The following is a 361-nucleotide window of genomic DNA, read 5'->3' as shown; positions in this document are numbered from 1 at the left end:
CCAGTCGACCGGCGTACCCCTCGCCTACGCCGCGCCCCGGGAGGACCCACCGGCGCCCTGCCTGCCGACCCGGCACGTGGCCCGGTCTCCGGAACTGCCGCTTCCGCTGCCGGACGCGGAGGCGGAGGCGATACGCAGCCCGCAGCAGTTCGCGTTCCGCTGCGCGGATTCCCGCAGCCCGCCGCTGATCTGATCTTCGGTACGTCCCGGCGGCTGCCGCGCACGCCCACGCCGTCCGGGTGGCTCGCATGCCCGCATCACCGCACGGCGGCGGCGACGTCCTGCCACCGCCGCCTCCGGCATACCGTCACGCCCGTACTCGCCGTCGTCGGCGCGTGACGGGGTTGTGTTCACCCCACCC

General features: G+C 75.3%; 1 protein-coding gene. It reads left to right on the top strand.

The window, feature by feature from the left end; genetic code table 11:
• Positions 1-193 (top strand): hypothetical protein (locus tag ACKX14_RS15600; RefSeq protein WP_422449288.1); only part of this gene is annotated, 193 nt, incomplete at its 5' end.
• Between the last annotated feature and the right edge of the window lie 168 nt (positions 194-361).

Origin of the sequence: Thermorhabdus hydrogeniformans (assembly GCF_049310025.1) — a bacterium.
Lineage (GTDB): Bacteria > Bacillota > Thermosediminibacteria > Thermosediminibacterales > Tepidanaerobacteraceae > JBJYKD01.
This window is presented reverse-complemented; position numbering and strand designations above follow the sequence as displayed.